This window comes from Pantoea sp. Fr+CA_20 (assembly GCF_024520835.1).
Lineage (GTDB): Bacteria > Pseudomonadota > Gammaproteobacteria > Enterobacterales > Enterobacteriaceae > Pantoea > Pantoea allii.
The window spans coordinates 47,910-63,517 of the sequence record NZ_JALNPN010000004.1; the positions used below are offsets into that span (position 1 = coordinate 47,910).

At 53.9% G+C, this 15,608-nt stretch carries 15 protein-coding genes; 11 read left to right on the forward strand and 4 right to left on the reverse strand.

All coding sequences use genetic code 11. From position 1 onward, the window contains the following. The first annotated feature begins 262 nt into the window (after positions 1 to 262). Positions 263 to 1,258 carry a LacI family DNA-binding transcriptional regulator gene (locus NR177_RS07125; protein ID WP_063879505.1) on the forward strand — a complete coding sequence of 332 codons (996 nt, stop codon included), beginning with the start codon at positions 263 to 265 and terminating at the stop codon, positions 1,256 to 1,258. Positions 1,259 to 1,335: 77 nt separating this feature from the next. Here NR177_RS07125 and NR177_RS07130 read toward each other — a convergent pair whose 3' ends face one another. Beyond that, positions 1,336 to 2,262 carry a GlxA family transcriptional regulator gene (locus NR177_RS07130; protein WP_109716297.1) on the reverse strand — a complete coding sequence of 309 codons (927 nt, stop codon included), beginning with the start codon at positions 2,260 to 2,262 and terminating at the stop codon, positions 1,336 to 1,338. Between the two features lie 91 nt (positions 2,263 to 2,353). On the opposite strand from NR177_RS07130, the gene NR177_RS23870 reads away from it, so the two are divergent. From NR177_RS23870 to NR177_RS07150, 5 genes are all read left to right on the forward strand, one after another. After that, entirely contained in the window at positions 2,354 to 2,506 is a 153-nt protein-coding gene (locus tag NR177_RS23870; RefSeq protein WP_306277990.1) for a hypothetical protein, read from the forward strand. Then, complete coding sequence (locus tag NR177_RS07135; RefSeq protein WP_306277991.1) at positions 2,490 to 3,050, forward strand: DJ-1/PfpI family protein; 561 nt, start codon at positions 2,490 to 2,492, stop codon at positions 3,048 to 3,050. The genes NR177_RS23870 and NR177_RS07135 overlap by 17 nt, the downstream gene beginning before the upstream one ends. 28 nt (positions 3,051 to 3,078) lie before the next feature. Continuing rightward, positions 3,079 to 3,822 (forward strand): HD domain-containing protein, encoded by a 744-nt coding sequence (locus tag NR177_RS07140; protein ID WP_096010693.1) that lies wholly within the window; start codon positions 3,079 to 3,081, stop codon positions 3,820 to 3,822. Between the two features lie 191 nt (positions 3,823 to 4,013). Further along, positions 4,014 to 4,397, forward strand: coding sequence for a hypothetical protein (locus NR177_RS07145; protein WP_128604270.1), 384 nt, complete (start codon positions 4,014 to 4,016; stop codon positions 4,395 to 4,397). A gap of 214 nt (positions 4,398 to 4,611) precedes the next feature. After that, positions 4,612 to 5,040 (forward strand): VOC family protein, encoded by a 429-nt coding sequence (locus NR177_RS07150; protein ID WP_063879508.1) that lies wholly within the window; start codon positions 4,612 to 4,614, stop codon positions 5,038 to 5,040. Positions 5,041 to 5,097: 57 nt separating this feature from the next. Here NR177_RS07150 and araA read toward each other — a convergent pair whose 3' ends face one another. Beyond that, positions 5,098 to 6,588 carry an L-arabinose isomerase gene (gene araA, locus NR177_RS07155; protein ID WP_096010690.1) on the reverse strand — a complete coding sequence of 497 codons (1,491 nt, stop codon included), beginning with the start codon at positions 6,586 to 6,588 and terminating at the stop codon, positions 5,098 to 5,100. 11 nt (positions 6,589 to 6,599) lie between these two features. Next, positions 6,600 to 8,285 carry a ribulokinase gene (locus tag NR177_RS07160; protein ID WP_256852553.1) on the reverse strand — a complete coding sequence of 562 codons (1,686 nt, stop codon included), beginning with the start codon at positions 8,283 to 8,285 and terminating at the stop codon, positions 6,600 to 6,602. A 365-nt stretch (positions 8,286 to 8,650) separates the two neighbouring features. Between NR177_RS07160 and NR177_RS07165 the strand changes: the two genes are divergently transcribed. The 5 genes from NR177_RS07165 (at position 8,651) to NR177_RS07185 (ending at position 14,403) form a co-directional block, all read left to right on the forward strand. Next, the gene (locus tag NR177_RS07165) at positions 8,651 to 9,634 is read left to right on the forward strand and encodes an arabinose ABC transporter substrate-binding protein (protein ID WP_063879511.1); all 984 of its coding nucleotides are present in this window, start codon (positions 8,651 to 8,653) and stop codon (positions 9,632 to 9,634) included. A 140-nt stretch (positions 9,635 to 9,774) separates the two neighbouring features. Further along, entirely contained in the window at positions 9,775 to 11,295 is a 1,521-nt protein-coding gene (gene araG / locus NR177_RS07170; protein WP_096010689.1) for an L-arabinose ABC transporter ATP-binding protein AraG, read from the forward strand. Positions 11,296 to 11,307: 12 nt separating this feature from the next. After that, positions 11,308 to 12,294, forward strand: coding sequence for an L-arabinose ABC transporter permease AraH (araH, locus tag NR177_RS07175; protein WP_172897178.1), 987 nt, complete (start codon positions 11,308 to 11,310; stop codon positions 12,292 to 12,294). 72 nt (positions 12,295 to 12,366) lie between these two features. Further along, positions 12,367 to 13,284 (forward strand): arabinose operon transcriptional regulator AraC, encoded by a 918-nt coding sequence (araC, locus tag NR177_RS07180; protein ID WP_063879513.1) that lies wholly within the window; start codon positions 12,367 to 12,369, stop codon positions 13,282 to 13,284. A gap of 78 nt (positions 13,285 to 13,362) precedes the next feature. Beyond that, positions 13,363 to 14,403, forward strand: a complete 1,041-nt coding sequence (locus NR177_RS07185) for an oxidoreductase (protein ID WP_109716304.1) — start codon at positions 13,363 to 13,365, stop codon at positions 14,401 to 14,403. Positions 14,404 to 14,481: 78 nt separating this feature from the next. On the opposite strand, the gene add is transcribed toward NR177_RS07185, so the two are convergent. After that, positions 14,482 to 15,477 carry an adenosine deaminase gene (gene add / locus NR177_RS07190; RefSeq protein WP_256852554.1) on the reverse strand — a complete coding sequence of 332 codons (996 nt, stop codon included), beginning with the start codon at positions 15,475 to 15,477 and terminating at the stop codon, positions 14,482 to 14,484. Positions 15,478 to 15,608: the final 131 nt, after the last annotated feature.

The following is a 15,608-nucleotide window of genomic DNA, read 5'->3' on the forward strand; positions in this document are numbered from 1 at the left end:
TACATAATCTCATAAGAAGGATATGCCAGAATGGTAACGTTAACATTTGTGGTGTACACTGCGTTTGAGTGCAATAGTCGATGTTAATCACAAAAGTTAACGTTAACATCGATGTGTTGAGACCTCGATCAACTTTTTGATTCGGGTTTGCATATTTCTGAGATTTACGCTGTGGTAAGGGCATGGGTAGTGGCACAGCATCCGTTAATAGCGGGATGCATGAAAACCAGGCCGGAATCGTGGGCAGGCTTAATGGAGAGGTATGGCGTCTTTAAAAGATGTGGCCAGACTGGCTAATGTATCGTTAATGACGGTATCGCGGGTGCTGAATGACCCTGACCGTGTGAAGGCAGAAACCCTTGCCAGGGTGCAGGCGGCAATATTACAGCTTAACTATGTGCCGGATCTTTCTGCCAGGCAGGTTCGGCGTGTCGGTGCCAAAAACAAAACGATTGGTGTGCTTGCGCTGGATACGGTCACCACGCCTTTTTCTGTCGAGATCACGCTGTCCATTGAGGAAACCGCGCGCGCGTATGGCTGGAACAGCTTCGTGGTGAACATGTTTTCAGATGATAACCCCGATGATATTGTCGATCTGCTTCTTGCGCACCGGCCTGGCGGCATCATCTTTACGACCATGGGACTGCGCGAAGTCAGCGTGCCACCCAAGCTACTGACGCATCCCTGCGTGCTGGCGAATTGTGAGAATAAAGGGGAGCCGGTGGCCAGCTATATCCCTGACGACGAACAAGGCCAGTATCACGCAGTGCAGTCACTGCTCGCGGCAGGATACCGCCGACCGCTCTGTCTGCATTTACCGATCAACCATCTGGCGACGCGCCGCCGCCGTAAGGGGTTGGATCAGGCCTGTCGTGAAGCCAATATTAACCCCGATAATCTTGATCATTGTTATATGCAATATGGTGACGAGCACTACCGCGATATCCCGGACATGCTGATGGCACATATTCATCAGGGGCAGCCGCAGTTCGATGCCGTGATATGTGGCAATGACCGCATTGCGTTTATGGTTTATCAGACGTTGCTGGGGCAGGGAATACGTATCCCACAGGATATTGCGGTGCTGGGTTACGATAATCTGGTTGGCATCGGTAATCTGTTTTTGCCGCCTTTGTCGACGGTGCAGTTGCCGCATTACGAAATTGGTCGCCTGAGTACGTTGCATATCATTAACGGGGATAGCCACCGCAATAGCGTGCTGGTCGACAGTCCGTTGCTGTCACGTCAGTCATTTTAAAAATGCCTTGTCAGCCAGGATAAGCCCGAACAACGACGGGCAGGGCTGATGTCGCGCTGCCCGAAAGAAGGCCGGTGTTATTTAAAGGCCTGGGAAGATTTATCCCAGTATTTTAAAAATGCCCGCCTCATTCGTCCGGTACTGCCAAAACCGCAGAGCCTGGCGACTTTTTCAACATTGCCCACCCCGTTTTCCAGCATCCCTTTTGCAGCATCTACCCGAATCCGCTCGACCACTCTCGCCACCGTTTCACCGGTTTCAGCGGTGAATTTGCGGCTGAACTGCCTGGGGCTGAGGCAGGCTATCTCCGCCAGGCGAGTCACAGACAGGTCTGCATCCAGGTGCGTATGAATATAATTCAGCACGCTGCGAATGTTGGATGACTCAGGCTCAGACAGTAACAGTGGCGAAAATTGTGTCTGGCCGCCCGCCCGGCGCTGAGCCACAACCAGTTCCTGCGCGACCTTTCGGGAAATATCCCCGCCAAGATGGTCTTCGATAATGGCCAGCGCAAGATCGATCCCGCTGATGATGCCTGCCGACGTCCAGACGTTGCTATCACGCACAAACAGGCTATCAATCGACAGCTGGACATCAGGATATTGCTGAGCAAAAGCACGTTTTTGCTTCCAGTGCGTCGTGGCATTTTTGCCCGCCAGCAGCCCCAGCGAGGCCAGGACGAACGCGCCGGTGCAGATGCTGCCAAATTGTTTGCTGTTCAGGCAGGCCGTCTTGATCGCTTCGCCCTCGGGCGTCGATCCTTTAATCCTTCGGGCACCTTTTCCGCCGACAACCAGCAGTAAATCGCAGGCTTGTTGAGGATCGAGGCGCTCAGATTCAAGCGCAAATCCCGCGGTACATTTTATCATTCCGCCCTGAAAAGAGCAGACCTTGAGCGTGTAGGGGAAAGGGTGCTCGGTAAACGACACCATCTGAAAAGCGGCCAGTGGGCCACTCAGATCGAGCAGTTGAAAATCGTCAAAAATGTAGAAGCAGATTCTCATGATGTCCTAAATTGAACGATTAATGTCATTTAGGATATTACGCCAGATGCTAGTTTGTGTCCTGAAAACTTCATTGATTAAGGTAAAAATCATGACCGGACATTTTGACGTACTCATTCCCCTCTATGACGGTGTGACGCAACTGGATTTTACCGGGCCCTATCAGTTCTTCTCTCGTACGCCGCAGTTTACGCCCATCCTTGCCTCTGTCGGCGGAAGAGCTGTCCATGCTGACGGGCGCTGAGTTGAAAGACCTGATGCAAATTGAGAAATGTGACGTGCTGTGCGTCCCGGGGGGCAGTGGCTGCACCAATGCCCTTGAGGACGACGTCTATATGGCGGCAATAAAGAAACTCGCATCATCCGCGACGTATATAACCTCGGTCTGCTCTGGCTCGATCATTTTGGGGGCGGCAGGTTTGCTGGTGGGCAAGCGGGCAGCCAGTCACTGGGCATGGCGTGACCAACTGCCGCTGTTCGGTGCCATACCTGATGCTGGGCGCGTGGTCAGGGATGGAAACATCATTACCGGCGGAGGCGTAACCGCTGGAATTGATTTTGCCCTGACCCTCATTGCCGAACTTTGCGGAGAAGAAACGGCGATGAAAGCGCAGCTCGGACTCGAATATGCGCCAGCGCCCCCTTTCAACGCCGGTCGACTGGAAACGGCCCCCGCCGCTGTCAGAAAGGACGTGATGGCGCGCTCAGCCGAAATGATTAACGCGAAAAAACCTCTCATTGAGAAGGCCGCCCAAAAACTGGCGCCTGCGTCGGCACACCGGGGTTAACGATAGACTTTATTCAGGAAAGACGGATATGAAACGCAGAGAGTTTCTTTATTCATGCTGTTGCGTAATGTGTGCTTCGATAGTTAACGCCGCAGGCAAGGCGATGCCAGCAATAGCGTTAACAAAGGGGAAAGCGATACTGCCGGCCAGCATTGCGGGAATTACCATCCCGCATAGCGCCATCGCCGATGGCGCCACCGCGCTGGTGGCCGCCAGCTCATCAGTGCCGTTGTTTAATCATGTTGTCAGAACCTATCTTTTCGGCGCATCAATTGGGAAAAAGCTGGGAAAAGTTTTTGATGAAGAGATGCTGTATCTTGGCTGCATCATGCACGATTTAGGGTTAACAGATAACTACATCAAAGAGGCGCGATTTGAACTGGATGGGGCGGATGCGGCCCACCATTATCTGATTGAAAACGGGTTTTCAGAAACCAAAGCAGAGGTGATTTGGGATGCAATCGCGCTTCATGCCAGTATGGAAATCCCCGTACGTAAAAGACCTGAAATCGCGCTGGTACATTTAGGGGCATTTATGGATGGAGGGATGAACGCAGACATGTTCCCCCTGTCATTTTTTGAGGAAATCTTCGAACGCTATCCTCAAGAGGGCAACAAAGCGCATTTTATCGAACTTGTGGCGAATGTGCTGACGAAAAAACCGCACACAGCCTACCTGACGTTTGAAAACGATATCGGCATACGCAGGGTCAAAGATTATCATCCGCTAAATTATTGCGATAAAAAGCCTGCTTATCCTTTTAACCACTAGAATTTAACGCGCAGTCGTATGAACGATAACCGGTCATTTAACGCCGGATTTACTATCCAGAACGCATGCCAGCCATCGTCTGATGTTTAACAGATGGTGCATCACCTGGCAGAAAAGGGAGCGGCAGGATGAGGATGCAAAAAAAACCACTACAAATTTTTCAGGGGCGAGCGCAAGTCAGCAGCTTAAAAATGATTTTAGCCTCAGTGACCGTCCTGTTTATCGCCCCGGCCTGTGCGGAGGGGGTATTAGCGCTGCAAAAGGGCATTTATGTCGATACATCACAATCGTGTCGTGACCCCGCGAACGCCGGGATAAAACACTATGACGGGGTGGGACTGAATAGTGCGCATACCCACGCCTGCAAGCTGAATATTCAGTCTGCTCAGGGCCGCAACTATGTTGTCACTCAGCGTTGCATTGATGCCGGTGTGGGGGCTGGCCCTGACGTCAGCGATACGTTTACCCTGACGATGATAAATCATCACCGGTTTACCTTCAGACAAGGTCAGGGCGCAGTCACTTACCGCTATTGTCCCGATAATCGTTTACCTGCCGGGCTTGTTGCCAAATAGCCATCACCTCACGACAGCGCCAGACTGAATGATTATTCTGGCTTCTGTGACTGGAACGAGCGGGATCAGAAGCCTGGACGTTCTGTTATTTCGGTCGCGGTTATGCTGCCTGGGTTTATATCGACTCCGGCAAAGCACGCCCTGTGATTTATGCCGATGAAGCTAATGATACATTCTTAAAAAGCTCGATTCCTCAACGCAAAGGCTATATCAGATGATAAAAAGTTACGATCATGTCGGGTTTTCAGTGAGAAACATCAAGCAGTCCTTGCACTTCTGGACAGCGGTGCTGGGCGGCACACTGTTACGTGAAGGGAACATGTCCGGCGCGATAATTGATGAGGTAACGGGAGCGCGAGGCGCGGATGTGCAAATGGCACTGGTTGAACTGGCAGGCATGAAAATAGAGCTCCTGCAATATGACAATATTGTGGTGCCGGATGAATCGTCGCCTCCCTATGCGCCGGGCTATGCACATCTGGCTTTCAGGGTTGAACATCTGGATGCACTGCTGGAGCGTGTTTCCCTACACGGCTGGAAGACGCCGGGCCAACCCCAGACCATCGCCGCCGGCCCGTTAAAGGGAACCAGAGTGATATACGTGATGAGTCCTGACGGGCAGACGCTTGAATTTATGGAGTAACCGGTGAACCATGAAAACGGGCCAGCAATCTGACCCGTTCGCAACGTCTCAGCAATCTTAACGTTTCATATGGTAGTACGCATCGTTCCAGCGCAGGGCATCTTTGAAAGCAGGCAACCGGGTATGTTCATCTATAACCAGCACTTCAATGCCGTGCATCTCACCGTACAGATACATATCATCCAGGCTCAATGCCTGACTGAACACGGTATGATGCGCGCCGCCGGCCAGAATCCAGGCTTCAGAGGCGGTTGCCAGTGACGGTTGAGCCTTCCACAGCGCACGGGCGACAGGCAGTTTTGGCAGCGGTTTAGGCTGTTCAATGGCATCCACCACGTTGACCAACAGACGGAAGCGGTCACCCATATCAATCACGCTGGCGTTGATCGCGCGGCCTGCGGGTGTCGAGAAGATCATGCGCGCCGGATCGGCTTTGTCGCCAATGCCCAGGAACTGAACGTCAATCAGCGGTTTCTCTTCCAGCGCGATGGACGGGCACACTTCCAGCATGTGTGAGCCCAGAACTAAATCGTTACCCGGTGAGAAGTGGTAGGTGTAATCCTCCATAAAGGAGGTTCCGCCGGGACGGTCGCCCGCCAGCACTTTGAAAATGCGCAGCAGGGCAGCCGTTTTCCAGTCGCCTTCGCCCGCAAAACCATAACCCTGGCCCATTAAGCGCTGTACCGCCAGACCGGGTAACTGGGTCATCCCATGGAGCGTCTGGAAGTTGGTGGTAAACGCCTTACAGCCTTCATCGTCCAGAAAACGCTTCAGGCCCAGCTCAATGCGTGCAGCATCCAGAACATGTTGACGCTTTTCACCGCCGACGGCGGCCACAGGGGTAAAGCGGTAGTGGCTTTCGTACTCATCGACCAGCGCGTTAACATCACCATCGCTGACGCTGTTAATCACCTCGACCAAATCACCCACACCCCAGCCGTTGACGGCATAGCCAAACGTGATTTGCGCGGCGACTTTATCGCCTTCCGTGACGGCCACTTCACGCATGTTATCGCCGAAACGGGCCACTTTCAGGTTCTGACTGGCCTGTTTAGCCAGTGCGGCACGCATCCAGTTGGCAACGCGCTGCTGGCTGTGTTTATCCTGCCAGTGACCGGTCACCACGCTGTGTTGCAGGCCCATACGTGCGCCAATAAAGCCAAACTCACGGCCGCCGTGGGCCGTCTGGTTCAGGTTCATGAAGTCCATGTCCATGCTGTCCCACGGGATTTCAGCATTGAACTGTGTATGAAACTGCAATAACGGTTTCGTTAATACGTTTAAACCGCCGATCCACATTTTGGCCGGCGAAAAAGTATGCAGCCAGGTAATAATACCCACACAGTTTTGATCGTGACTGGCGTCGCGGCACAGCGACAGCGCTTCATCAGGCGATTTCACCAGCGGTTTCAGTTCCAGGCGCACAGGCAGTCCCGCCTGATTTAAACCTTCCACCACCTGACGGGCATTCTGCTCAACCTGACGTAACGTTTCCGCTCCGTAGAGGTGCTGTGTACCAATGACAAACCACACGTTGAACTGTTGCATAAACCACTCCTTTACTTAGCGGAAGCGGAACGTGCGGCATAATGAGGTTCTGCCGTCACGCACCATTGTTGATAGCGTTGATAAAGTTCCTGATAGCGCGCGACGCGCTGCGGATCGGGCTGCAGCGTGACGTCAATCGGGCTGGCCATCACTTTCTGTGCCTGCTCGACGTCGCGGTGAACACCGGCGGCCACGGCGGCAAAGATCGCCGCACCCAGCGCACAGCATTCATCCGAGGCGACGATATCCAGCGGACGATTCATCACGTCGCAGCAGGCCTGCATGATGGCGGGGGATTTACGGGCAATACCGCCCAGGGTCAAAATGTTCTCAACCGGAATAGCCTGTTGCTCGAAGCACTCCATGATGGCGCGAGCGCCAAAGGCGGTCGCTGCAATCAGGCCACCAAACAGGGCCGGCGCGTCGGTGCCGAGATTAAGGTCGGTAATCACGCCTTTAAGACGCTGATTGGCGTTGGGTGTGCGGCGGCCATTGAACCAGTCCAGCACCACCGGCAGGTGATCCAACTGAGGATTAGCGGCCCAGGCGTCAGTCAGGTTTTTGATCAGCGACTTTTGTATCTCCGCCAGCTGCGGCTTGAGTTCAGGATGTTGCTGCGCTGCCTGCTGTAACGGCCAGCCCAGCAGACGGCTGAACCAGGCATAAATATCGCCAAATGCCGACTGACCGGCTTCCAGACCTATTGCGCCAGGCACCACGCTGCCATCGACCTGGCCGCATATGCCTTTAATGGCACGATCGCCGACTTTTTCGGTGTCAGCAATCAGAATGTCGCAGGTGGAGGTACCAATCACTTTGACCAGCGTATAAGGCCGCGCGCCTGCGCCCACTGCGCCCATGTGACAGTCAAACGCACCGCCCGAAAGGGTGACCTGCTGTGATAAACCCAGGCGCTGTGACCATTCGGCACTCAGGGTGCCCACCGGCAACTCCGCCGTCCAGGTCTCTTTAAACAGCGGCGAATCCAGCTGTTGAGTCAGACTGGGGTCCAGCGCATTCAGGAATTCAACATCGGGCAACCCGTTCCAGTCACCGTGCCACAGGGCTTTGTGTCCTGCCGCGCAGCGCCCACGCCGCAGTTTATCAGGGGCGACGGTATCGCTAAGCAGCGCCGGTACCCAGTCGCACAGTTCAACCCAGGACACGGCGGCCTCGCGCACCGCAGCATCGTTGCGGGTAACGTGAAGGATTTTTGCCCAGAACCATTCAGAAGAGTAAATCCCGCCAATATACCGGCTGTAGTCGGTAAAGCGGCCACTGTGACAAAGCTGGTTGATTTCCTCGGCTTCTTCTATTGCCGTGTGATCTTTCCACAGCACAAACATTGCATTCGGGTTTTCAGCAAACTCAGGCCGCAGAGCCAGTACATTGCCGTCACGATCGATAGGGGCCGGGGTGGAGCCGGTGCTGTCAACGCCGATGCCGACGACGGCCGCACGTTGCGTTTCACTCAGCGCATTTAATACGCCGAGCATCGCCTGCTCCATGGCGTCGATATAATCTTGTGGATGGTGGCGGAAGCGGTTGCTGTGAGGATCGCTGTAAAGTCCTTGCTGCCAGCGTGCATAGTTTGCCACGGCACTTTGCAGCTCCTGACCAGAGTGACAATCCACCGCCAGCGCACGCACCGAATCACTACCAAAGTCCAGTCCCAGGGTGATGGCTTCAGTACGCATTTGAATCTCCTGTTATGAATAAACCTCCTTATCCTGTGATGTGTAAGAAATAACGGTTAGTCATGGCTGGCTGAGAATATGCACTTTTCTGCCATGAGCAGTGAAATTGTGATCCATTGCAAAAGTTAATAGACGGTTAAATTTGCTAAATGTATGGATCATTCTGTCGTGATTTTAAGATGTGATACCGCTCTACATTTTTCTTCTCCATTCCCGCTAAAAATAGGCCAACGTTTAAGCAGGCTCCCATCGCGGCTCGCGCTAACGTCCTGATTTACTTCTGTACCCAAAAAAGAAAGTTAACTGGTAACGTTTACACCAATTCGTTTTTAACAGCGATAAAACAACTAGCGCCGGAGAGCATCATGCATAAATTCACTAAAGCGTTGGCAGCCATTGGGCTGGCAGCGGTTATGTCACAATCAGCTATCGCCGAAACCATGAAGCTGGGCTTCCTGGTCAAGCAACCGGAGGAACCGTGGTTCCAGACAGAATGGAAGTTCGCTGATAAGGCCGGTAAAGATCTGGGCTTTGACGTGATTAAAATCGCCGTTCCGGATGGTGAAAAAACCCTGAATGCCATCGACAGCCTTGCGGCAAGTGGCGCGAAAGGTTTTGTTATCTGTACACCGGACCCCAAACTGGGCTCGGCCATTATGGCCAAGGCGCGCGGCTATGGTCTGAAAGTGATCGCAGTGGATGACCAGTTTGTTAACGCCAAAGGCAAGCCAATGGATACCGTGCCATTAGTCATGATGGCGGCGACCAAGATCGGTGAGCGTCAGGGTCAGGAACTGTATAAAGAAATGCAAAAACGCGGCTGGGACGCGAAAGATACGGCTGTAATGGCGATTACCGCCAACGAGCTGGATACCGCCCGTCGCCGCACCGGGGGCTCGATGGATGCGTTGAAAGCTGCGGGATTCCCGGCAAAACAGATCTATCAGGTACCAACCAAGTCTAATGACATCCCCGGCGCATTCGATGCCGGTAACTCCCTGCTGGTACAGCATCCTGAAGTGAAACACTGGCTGATTGTCGGCATGAACGATAACACCGTGCTGGGCGGCGTGCGCGCAACAGAAGGTCAGGGCTTTAAGGCCGCTGACGTCATCGGTATCGGCATTAACGGTGTGGATGCGGTGAGTGAACTGTCAAAAGCTAACGCTACCGGCTTCTACGGTTCTCTGCTGCCAAGCCCGGATATCCACGGTTATAAGAGCAGCCAGATGCTCTACAACTGGGTGAGCAAAGGTCAGGAACCACCGAAATTTACCGAAGTCACCGACGTGGTGTTAATCACCCGCGATAACTTCAAAGCCGAGCTGGCGAAGAAAGGGTTGATGTAACAACAGGCTGCTCAGGCAGCACAGGTAAAGTAATCGGGCCACAGAGAACGCAGGGGTTTCCCACGTGACTGCAATGGGTAACAGGATAAACCCTAAACTGCCGGTGGCCCGACTCATCAACGTTATTTATTGGAGAAACCATGAACACTGATTCAGCCTTTCTGTCGTTTCATGGCATCAGTAAAACCTTTCCCGGCGTGAAAGCGTTACAGGATATCTCTTTTGAGTGCCACGGTGGTCAGGTGCATGCGCTGATGGGGGAGAACGGTGCCGGTAAATCGACACTGCTGAAAATCCTCAGCGGCAGCTATCTGCCGAGCGGCGGCGAAATTCGCATCAAAGGAAAGCCGGTCAATTTTCAGCACACCACCGACGCGCTGGACGCGGGTGTTGCAATTATCTACCAGGAACTGCATTTAGTCCCCGAAATGAGCGTGGCAGAGAACATCTATCTGGGTCAGTTGCCACATAAGCGCGGGTTGGTAAACCGAAAACTGCTGCGTTATGAAGCGGGCCTGCAACTCAAAAATTTAGGCATGGATGTCGATCCCGACATGCCGCTGAAGTATCTGTCTCTGGGGCAGTGGCAAATGGTGGAAATTGCCAAAGCGCTGGCGCGTAATGCGCGCATCATCGCCTTTGATGAGCCCACCAGTTCACTGTCCGCGCGGGAAATCGACAATCTGTTTCGCGTCATCCGTCAACTGCGGGCGGAAGGGCGCGTTGTGCTTTATGTTTCGCATCGTATGGAAGAGATTTTTGCCCTCAGCGACGCCATCACCGTGTTTAAAGATGGTCGTTATGTTCGGACCTTTACGGACATGGCAAACACGCATCACGACGATCTGGTTCAGGCGATGGTGGGACGTAACCTGGGCGATATTTATGGTTACTCCCCGCGTGAAAAAGGGGCCGTGCGGCTGGAGCTGCAAAATGTTGAAGCGAAGGGCGTCAGAACGCCGATTTCGCTTAATGTCCATGCGGGCGAAATTGTCGGTTTGTTTGGCCTGGTCGGCGCAGGGCGCAGCGAACTGCTTAAAGGGCTGTTTGGGGCGACGCGACTGCGCGGTGGGCGCGTATTGCTGGATGGTGAGCCGCTTAAGATCGGCGCACCGATCGATGCGATTCGTGCGGGAGTGATGTTGTGCCCGGAAGACCGCAAAGCCGAGGGCATTATTCCGGTGCATTCGGTCCGCGACAATATCAATATCAGCGCACGCCGCCACAACCTGACCGCCGGGTGCCTGATTAAAAACGGCTGGGAAGCTACCAATGCTGACCGCCATATCCGCTCGCTCAACATTAAAACCCCAAGTGCCGATCAGCTGATCATGAACCTCTCTGGAGGCAACCAGCAAAAAGCCATTCTGGGGCGCTGGCTGTCAGAGGAGATGAAAGTGATCCTGCTGGATGAGCCAACGCGCGGCATCGACGTTGGGGCCAAGCACGAGATTTATAACCTGATTTATGAACTGGCAAACAAAGGCATTGCGGTGCTGTTTGCCTCCAGCGATCTTCCGGAAGTGATGGGCCTTGCCGACCGCATTGTTGTGATGCGTGAAGGCGCTATCGCCGGAGAAATACTGCATGACGAGGCTACGGAGCAGCAGACGCTGAGCCTGGCTATGCCTAAAACGACACAAGCGGCCGCCGTGGCCTGACAGGAGAGTACCGTGACTTCATCCACGACATCTAATACGCCGCCAGTAGCACCACGCCGTGGTCTGCATCTTGGTCGCATCTGGGACAATTTCGGCATGTTGGTGGTCTTTGCACTGCTGTTTATTGCCTGTGCTGTTTTTGTGCCTAACTTCGGCTCTTTTATCAATATGAAAGGCCTGGGGTTGGCCATGTCGATGTCCGGCATGGTCGCCTGCGGTATGCTGTTCTGCCTGGCCTCGGGTGATTTTGACCTGTCGGTCGCCTCGGTTATCGCCTGTGCAGGCGTGGTGACCGCCGTGGTCATCAACATGACCGAAAGCCTGTGGATCGGCGTCGGTGCCGGGCTGGTACTGGGCATGGCAACCGGCTTTATCAACGGTTTTGTGATTGCACGGCTGAAGATCAACGCCCTGATTACCACATTGGCGACCATGCAGATTGTGCGCGGCCTGGCTTATATCTTCTCGGATGGTAAAGCGGTAGGCATCGAAGACGAGCGTTTCTTTGTTCTGGGTTTCGCTAACTGGCTGGGCGTGCCTGCGCCAATCTGGATCACCCTGGCCACCATGGTGATTTTCGCCTTCCTGCTGAACAAAACCACCTTTGGTCGTAATACGTTGGCCATCGGCGGTAATGAAGAGGCCGCTCGTCTGGCTGGCGTACCGGTGGTGCGCACCCGCATCATTATTTTTATCCTGTCAGGTTTGGTCTCCGCTGCTGCGGGCATCATTCTTGCCTCACGTATGACCAGCGGCCAGCCCATGACCTCCATCGGTTATGAACTGGTGGTGATTTCTGCCTGCGTGCTGGGCGGCGTGTCCCTTAAGGGCGGCATCGGCAAGATTTCATACGTCGTGGCCGGGGTGCTTATTCTTGGCACCGTCGAGAATGCGATGAATTTATTAAATATCTCGCCATTCTCACAGTATGTTGTACGTGGTTTGATACTGTTGGCAGCGGTGATATTCGATCGCTACAAACAAAAGAATAAAGTCTGATTTGGCGTGAAACCTTCCCGCGGACGCGAAAGGCGTCCGCGCGTGATCAATCAACGACGAAGTGAGGACGTTATGTATCACCGTGAATTACCGGCAGAGCAGCAAAACCCTTTGCTGCCTGGATATTCGTTTAATGCCTGGCTGGTGGCGGGTTTAACGCCTATTACCGCGGATGGTCCGCTGGATTTCTTTATTGATCGCCCACACGGCATGAAGGGCTATATTCTTAACCTGACCATTAAAGGCAAAGGCCGGGTATTTGACGGCGAAAAAGCCTTTGATTGTGAACCTGGCGAAATGCTGTTGTTCCAGCCTAAAACCGCCCATTATTACGGTCGTGCACCCGACAGCCCGCAGTGGTTTCATCGTTGGGTCTATTTCCGTCCGCGCGCTTACTGGCATGACTGGCTGCGCTGGCAGGATGAACAGGAAGGCGTTGGACGCCTGCGGTTACCCGAATCGCTGCGTGGCGAGTTTGATCGCCTGTTTGCCACCATTGAACAAACCCATAACTCCTCGCGCCGCTTTGCCGAAGAGCTGGCGATGAATCTGCTGGAACGTCTGTTGCTGCGCGCGGTGGAAGAAGATCCGCGTAATCATCAGCAAATTCGCGATCCGCGCATCATTGAAGCCTGCCAGTACGTCAATAATCATCTCGCCAGCGAGGTGAAAATTGAAGAAGTGGCTCGACACGTGTGCTTATCGCCTTCACGGCTGGCGCACCTGTTCCGTGAGCAGATGGGCGTCAACCTGCTTCGCTGGCGCGAAGATCAGCGGGTGATAAGAGCAAAACTGTTGCTGCAAACCACCCAGGAACCCATCGCCAGCATTGGTCGTGAAGTGGGCTACGACGATCAGCTTTATTTTTCGCGAGTCTTCCGTAAACGCGTCGGCGTTAGCCCAAGTGATTTCCGCCGACGTAATCAGGATGTGCACGATAATTTAGCCAGTCAGAGCGCCTGGACCGCGGCCCGCAGCACAGTCTCCTGATTTTAAGGGGAATCCTCCTTGTCCTGACGAGACTATTAGTCTTAAATCAGTCTGGTTAGCGAATAAAGAGGAAAAGGAATGAGCGAGAAACTGCGAGTTGGACTCATTGGATATGGCTTTGCCAGTAAAACATTTCATGCCCCGCTGATTGCGGGCACGCCGGATGTTGAACTGGCAGCCATCTCCAGCAGCGATGCCAGCAAAGTCAATGCCGACTGGCCATCCGTGAAGGTGGTGGCCGATCCTCAGGCGCTGTTGGACGATCCCAGCCTACAACTGATTGTTATCCCCACACCCAATGATACTCACTTCCCTCTGGCCAAAGCGGCGCTGAATGCGGGTAAACATGTGGTCGTGGATAAACCCTTTACCGTGACGTTGTCACAAGCACATGAACTGGATGCGTTAGCGAAAGCCAAAGGGCTGTTGCTGTCCGTGTTTCATAACCGCCGCTGGGACAGTGATTTCCTGACGCTCAAAGCCCTGTTAGCGGACGGCGAGCTGGGCGAAGTGCGCTATTTTGAGTCGCACTTTGACCGCTTCCGCCTTGAGGTACGTCAGCGCTGGCGTGAAATGAAAGGGCCAGGCAGCGGTATCTGGTACGATTTGGGGCCGCATCTGTTGGATCAGGCGCTACAGCTGTTTGGTCCACCGGTGGCTATCAATCTGGATCTGGCTGAACTGCGCCCCGGTGCACAGACCACCGACTATTTCCACGCAACGTTAACCTATCCGCAGCGCCGTGTGGTGCTCCACGCCAGCATGTTAGTGGCGGCAGAGTCCCCGCGTTATACCGTTCACGGTACGCGGGGCAGCTACGTTAAATATGGCCTTGACCCGCAGGAAGATCGTCTGAAGGCCGGCGATTTTCCGCCCAGCGAAGCGTGGGGCTACGACATGCGCGATGGCACACTGACGCAGGTTGACGGTGACACCATGACCGAGAAAAGCTGTCTGACCCAGCCGGGCAACTATCCGGCTTATTATGCCGGCGTTCGTGATGCCATCAACGGACGTGGGCCCAATCCGGTCACGGCTGAAGAGGCGATTCAGGTGATGGAGCTGATCGAACGAGGACTGCAGTCAGCCGAGAAACGCCAGACCCTGTCTCTGAAATAGTCAGAGAGTGAAAACCTGTAAAAAAGGCCGCTGATTCAGCGGCCTTTCTGTTTACTGCACTTTTTATTTCTGCATCTTTTATTGCAGCTTCGCCCGAATAGCCGCTTTTTCAGCTTCACTCAGGAAGGCAATCGTAAGGCCGTTTTCCTGAGCCTGGCGCATCTGCGCCTGACTCAGTCCCGCAGCAGGTGCAGCATGTCGATATTCATGCTCCAGCTCAATGCCCTGTACTGCAGGATCGTCGGTGTTAATCGTGGCGAGAACGCCATGTTCCAGGAACACTTTAAGCGGATGTTGTGCCAGTGAGGCAACGGTACTGGTTTGGATATTTGAGGTCAGGCAGGATTCGATACCGATGGCGTTTTCCGCCAGAAAATCCATCAGCGCGCGATCTTCAATCGCTTTTACGCCATGACCGATACGTTCAGCGCCTAACTCGCGAATGGCCTGCCAGATGCTTTCCGGACCTGCCGCTTCACCGGCATGCACGGTAATGCGGAAACCGGCATCCCGCGCGCGGGCAAAGTGACGCAGGAACTGATTACCCGGCGCGCCCAGTTCATCACCGGCTAAATCGACGGCGGTGATGTGATTGCGAAAGGCCAGTAAACCATTGAGTTCGTCCAGGCAGGCCTGCTCACCAAACGTGCGGCTCATGATGCCCGTTAAACGCACGTCGATATCATGCTGCTGGCATCCGGCTTTTATGCCGTCAATGACGGCTTCAACCACACCTGCAATCGGCAGATTATGCGTCATCGCCATATAGCCTGGCGAAAAACGCAGCTCGGTGTAATGAATACCTGCTCTGGCGGCATCCTCCACGTTTTCGCGAGCCACGCGCTGGCAGGCGTCAAGATCGCCCAGCACTTTCACGCCCCAATCCAGCTTTTGCAGAAAGCTCACCAGATCCGGCTGTGTTTCCGTAACCTGCACATGCGGACGCAGGGCTTCAAGGGTAGTGGCGGGCAAGGTCAGGTTAAACTGACGGCCTAAATCAAGAATGGTTTGTGCACGGATGTTGCCATCAAGGTGGCGATGAATATCAGTAAGGGGAAGCGTTGAATCAATCATGGAGTGCACTCGTCCGGGTATCTGTAAAGTGCAGAACATTATAAAAATATCTTGCGCAACAACGCCAGCGATTTGCGCAACAAGTGAGTCAGGTGCTGTTTAATTGCGCAAGGGAAGGTGCGGTAATGAGT